We start from the raw sequence: 5022 nt of genomic DNA, 5'->3' as shown, positions 1-5022 counted from the left end.
TCCAGCCAGTAGCGGTGGTGCTGGAAGGCGTAGGTGGGGAGGTCGACGCGTTCGACGGCACGGCCCGCGTATACGGCCGACCAGTCGATGTCGGCACCCTGCACCCACAGTTCGGCCGCGCTCGCGATGACTCGGGTGTTCTCGTCCTCGTCCCGGCGCAGAGTTCCGACAACAGTGAGCGGAGTCTCCACGGCTTCCGCAATCGCCTGCACGGCGGTCGTCAGGACCGGGTGCGCGGACACCTCGATCAGACGGGAATGCCCCTGGTTCAGAGCCACTTGCACGGCGTCGGTGAAGCGGACCGGCTGACGCAGACCCTCGTACCAGTACGTCGCGTCCATCGTTGCGGTGTCCAGCGGCTCACCGGTCACCGTCGAGATCAGGGGTATGCGGGAGGGGCGGGGTTGGACGGGGGCCAAGGCCTCCAGCAGGCGGTCCCGGATGTCCTCCACCTGTACGGAGTGGGAGGCGTAGTCCACGGGCACGCGACGGGCCCGTACCCCAGCGGCTTCAGCTGCCGCCGCGATCTCATCCAGCGCCTCCGGATCACCGGCGACGACCGTGGCATCCGGACCGTTGTAGACAGCGACCGACACTCGGTCGCCGTACGGCCCCACCCACTCCGACGCCCTCTCCGGACCGGTCGCCAGCGACAACATGCCACCACGACCGGCCAGTTCATCCCGTACTGCGGCTGATCGCAGCGCCACCACCCGCGCCGCATCCTCCAGACTCAGCGCGCCTGCAACCGCCGCTGCCGCAATCTCACCCTGCGAATGACCAATCACCGCAGCCGGCTCCACGCCGAGGGACTCCCACAGCGCCGCCAGCGACACCATCACCGCCCACAACACCGGCTGGACGACATCAACCCGCTGCAACCAAACGTCGTCCGAGCCCCGCAGCACATCCGCGAGCGACCACTCCACGAACGGCGCGAGAGCCGCCTCGCACTCCGCGATCCGTGAGGCGAACACCGGCGAGGACTCCAACAACCCCCGCCCCATCCCCACCCACTGCGACCCCTGCCCGGGGAAGACCAACACCGGGCCGCCGGAGTTGCCGGTCGTCCCTGTCGCCAAGTTGGGGGCGACGCCGCCCGAGGCCAGCGCGTGCAGGGCGGTGACCAGGTCTTCGGATGCCGAACCCCACGCAACCGCACGGTGGTTCAGTGCTGCGCGTGTGGTGAGCAGGCTCCAGCCGGTGTCGGTGGGAGCGGTGCCGGGCACGGCGTCGGCGAGGCGTGCGGCCTGGGCGGCTAGCGCCTCGGCCGTACGGGCGGAGACGAGCCAGGGGATGACCGGGGAACCGGCGAGGCCGCCGTCGCCCGAGGCGTCTTCCCGTTCGGTCGGTTCGAGGGTGGGGGCCTGCTCCAGGACGGTGTGGGCGTTCGTGCCGGAGATGCCGAACGAGGAGACGGCGGCTCGTCGGGGCCGGTTGTCGACGGTGTTCCACGGGCGGGCCTCTGTGAGCAGGCGTACGTCGCCTGCCGTCCAGTCCACATGCGGGGTCGGCTCGTCGACGTGGAGCGTCTTGGGCAGGATGCCGGCCCGCATCGCCATCACCATCTTGATCACGCCGGCCACACCCGCGGCGGCCTGCGCGTGGCCGATGTTGGACTTCACCGAGCCGAGCCATAACGGCTGGTCGGCGGCGCGCTCCTGGCCGTACGTCGCGAGGAGTGCCTGTGCCTCGATCGGGTCGCCCAGAGTGGTCCCCGTACCGTGTGCCTCCACCACGTCCACGTCACCGGTGGAGAGCCCGGCGCCGGCCAAGGCCTGCCTGATGACCCTCTGCTGTGAGGGGCCGTTCGGGGCGGTAAGGCCGTTGGACGCGCCGTCCTGGTTCACTGCCGAGCCACGGACCACCGCGAGGACGGGGTGGCCGTTGCGGAGTGCGTCCGGGAGTCGTTCGACGACGAGAACGCCCACTCCCTCCGCCGGCCCGAAGCCGTCGGCGGCGCCCGCGAACGCCTTGCAGCGGCCGTCCTCGGCGAGGCCGCGCTGGCGGCCGAACTCTATGAAGGTCGCCGGTGTCGGCATCACGGTGACACCGCCTGCCAGAGCGAGCGTGCACTCGCCCCGGTTCAGTGCCTGGATCGCCAGGTGCAGGGCGACCAGCGAGGACGAGCAGGCCGTGTCCACGGAGACGGCCGGGCCTTCCAGACCGAGGGTGTAGGCGACTCGCCCGGACGCCACACTGACGGCGTTGCCGATGCTGATGTAGCCCTCAAGTCCGTCCGGGACGCTCTTCAGCCGGGACACGTACTCCGAGGACGGAGCGCCGGTGAACACGCCCGTCGGCGTGGAGCGCAGTGAGTGCGGGTCGATACCTGCGCGTTCGACGGCCTCCCAGGACGCTTCGAGCAGCAGGCGCTGCTGCGGGTCCATCGCCAGTGCCTCGCGGGGCGATATGCCGAACAGTTCGGCGTCGAAGTCGCCTACGGCGTCGAGGAATCCGCCACCCGTGACGTACGTCTTGCCCTCGGCCTCCGGGTCGGGGTCGTAGAGGCCGTCCAGGTCCCAGTCGCGGTCCTGCGGGAAGGGGCCGATGGCGTCCTCGCCGGCGGCGACCAACCGCCACAGGTCCTCCGGTGAGGCGACCCCTCCGGGGTAGCGGCAGGCCATGCCGACGATCGCGATGGGCGGCTGCTCCTCCAACTGCTTGATTCTGCGCCTTGCCTGGCGGAGGTCGGTGGTGGCCCGCTTGAGGTAGTCGCGGAGTTTCTGCTCGTTGTTCATCGGAGGTCTCCCGTCGACATCGCAAGTGGGATGGGCCGGTTCACGCTGTCCCCAACTCGCTGTCGAGGAGATCGAAGAGTTCATCGTCGGTGGCGTCGTCCAGGTCGTCGTCATCGTCGGCGGCCGCCGCCGGGAGTGCGCCTTCGAGGGTCGTGAGCAGTGCCCGGAGGCGGTCGGTGATGCGGTGGCTGACGACCTCGTCGCCGCTCGCCCCGGCGATGACCCTTTCCAGTCGCTCCAGTTCGGCCGTGAGCGTGGGTGCCGTGCCGGGCGTGTCCGGGAGGACGACCTGGGAGCGGATGTGGTGGACGAGTGCGGTGGGCGTGGGGTGGTCGAAGACCAGGGTCGCCGGGAGGCGCATTCCGGTGGCCGTGTTGAGCCGGTTGCGCAGCTCCACCGCTGTCAGTGAGTCGAACCCGAGGTCCTTGAACGGCCGCTCCGCATCCACGGAACCGGCGTCCGCGTGCCCCAGTACCGCCGCGACATGCGACCTGACCAGGTCCAGCAGCAGACGCTCCCGCTCCGGCTCGCTCAGCCCCGCGAGCCTCCCTTCCAGACCGCCGGCGCCACCACCCGTCTCCGCCGACGCCACGACTCGGCGTGACATCGCCGGACCGCGTATCAGCCCGCGCAACAGCCCCGGCAGCCCGCCGACCGAGGCGAGCGCGCGCAGCTCACCCATGTCGACCGGGCTCACCACCAACTGGGGCTCATCGACGGTCAGCGCCCTGTCGAACAGCTCCAGCCCCAGCTCCGACGGCATCGGAACCAGAGCGCCCTGGGACAACCGGGCGCGGTCCCGTTCCTCCATGTGCCCGGTGAGGGCGCTGGTCTGCTCCCAGTAGCCCCAGGCCAGGGAGGTGGCGGGCAGGCCGTGGGCGTGGCGGTGGTGGGCGAGGGCGTCGAGGAAGGTGTTGGCGGCGGCGTAGTTGGCCTGTCCGGGCGAGCCGAAGACTCCGGCCGCGGAGGAATAGAGGACGAAGAAGGCCAGGTCCTGGTCCCGGGTCAACTCGTGCAGGTTGACGGCGGCTTGGGCCTTCGGACGCCAGACCTCCGCGAGCTGCTCGGGAGTGAGGGAGGTGACCAGACCGTCGGCCAGGACACCGGCCGCGTGGACGACTCCGGTGAGGTTACGGCCGTCCAGGAGCGCGGCGAGCTGCGCGCGGTCGGCGGCATCACAGGCCACCACCTCGACCAGCGCCCCCAACTCGGCCAGCTCCGAGACCAGTTCCGTGGCTCCTGGAGCGTCCAGGCCCTTTCGGCTGGTGAGTAGCAGGTGCCGTACGCCGTGGTCGGTCGCCAGGTGGCGGGCCAGCAGGCCGCCCAGGGTTCCCGTACCTCCGGTGATCAGGACCGTGCCGTCGGGGTCGAGGGTGCGCGGCATCGTGAGAACGACCTTGCCGACGTGCCTCGCCTGACTCATGAAGCGGAACGCCTCCGGCGCCCTCCGCACGTCCCACGTCCGCACCGGCAGCGGCTCCAACGCGCCCGACTCGAAGAGGGACAGCACCTCCGTGAGGATCTCGCCCATCCGCTCCGGACCCGCCTCGCCCAGTTCGAAGGGGGCGTAGGTCATTCCGGGGTTGTCCCGCTCCAGTTGCTCGGCGTCGCGGACATCGGTCTTGCCCATCTCGACGAAACGGCCCCGAGGAGCGAGGAGTTCGAGGGAGGCGTCCACGTACTCCCGGGCCAGGGAGTTGAGGACGACGTCCACCTGCGCACCGGCTGCCTGGAACTTCTCGCGGAAGTCGAGGTCGCGGGAGGAGGCGATCGCCTCGTCCGGCAGGCCGAGGCCGCGCAGGACATCCCACTTGGTGGGGCTCGCGGTGGCGAGCACGGTCGCACCGAAGTGACGGGCCAGCTGGATCGCCGCCATGCCCACTCCGCCGGCGCCCGCATGGACGAGGACCGTGTCGCCCTCCCGGACCGAAGCGAGATCGACCAGCCCGTAGTACGCCGTCAGGAACACCACCGGCACCGACGCCGCCTGCTCGAACGACCAGCCCTCGGGAACAGGGGCGAGTCCGCGTGCATCGGCTGTGACCAGGGGAGCGAAGGCGTGCGGGATGATGCCCATGACCCGGTCACCGGGGGCCAGATGCGTGACTCCCTCGCCGACCTCCACTACGACGCCTGCGGCCTCGCTGCCCAGTACGGGCTGTCCCGGGTACATCCCGAGGCTGATCAGGACGTCGCGGAAGTTGAGGCCGGCCGCGCGGACGGAGACCCGGACCTGCCCGGCAGCCAACGGCGCCGAAGCCTCCGGCACCGCCACCAACGC

The 5022-nt window shown here is 70.6% G+C and carries 2 protein-coding genes; both read right to left on the bottom strand.

The window, feature by feature from the left end; all coding sequences use genetic code 11:
- Positions 1-2741, bottom strand: a 2741-nt coding sequence (locus ABT296_RS38285; RefSeq protein ID WP_351934721.1) for a type I polyketide synthase, incomplete at its 3' end; no start/stop codon positions are given.
- 40 nt (positions 2742-2781) lie between these two features.
- A partial coding sequence (locus tag ABT296_RS38280; protein ID WP_351934720.1) for a type I polyketide synthase occupies positions 2782-5022 on the bottom strand: 2241 nt, incomplete at its 5' end.

The organism is Streptomyces sp. NPDC000983 (genome assembly GCF_040299205.1).
GTDB lineage: Bacteria > Actinomycetota > Actinomycetes > Streptomycetales > Streptomycetaceae > Streptomyces.
The sequence above is the reverse complement of the archived record's forward strand: the minus strand, read 5'-3'. Positions and strand labels throughout refer to the sequence as shown.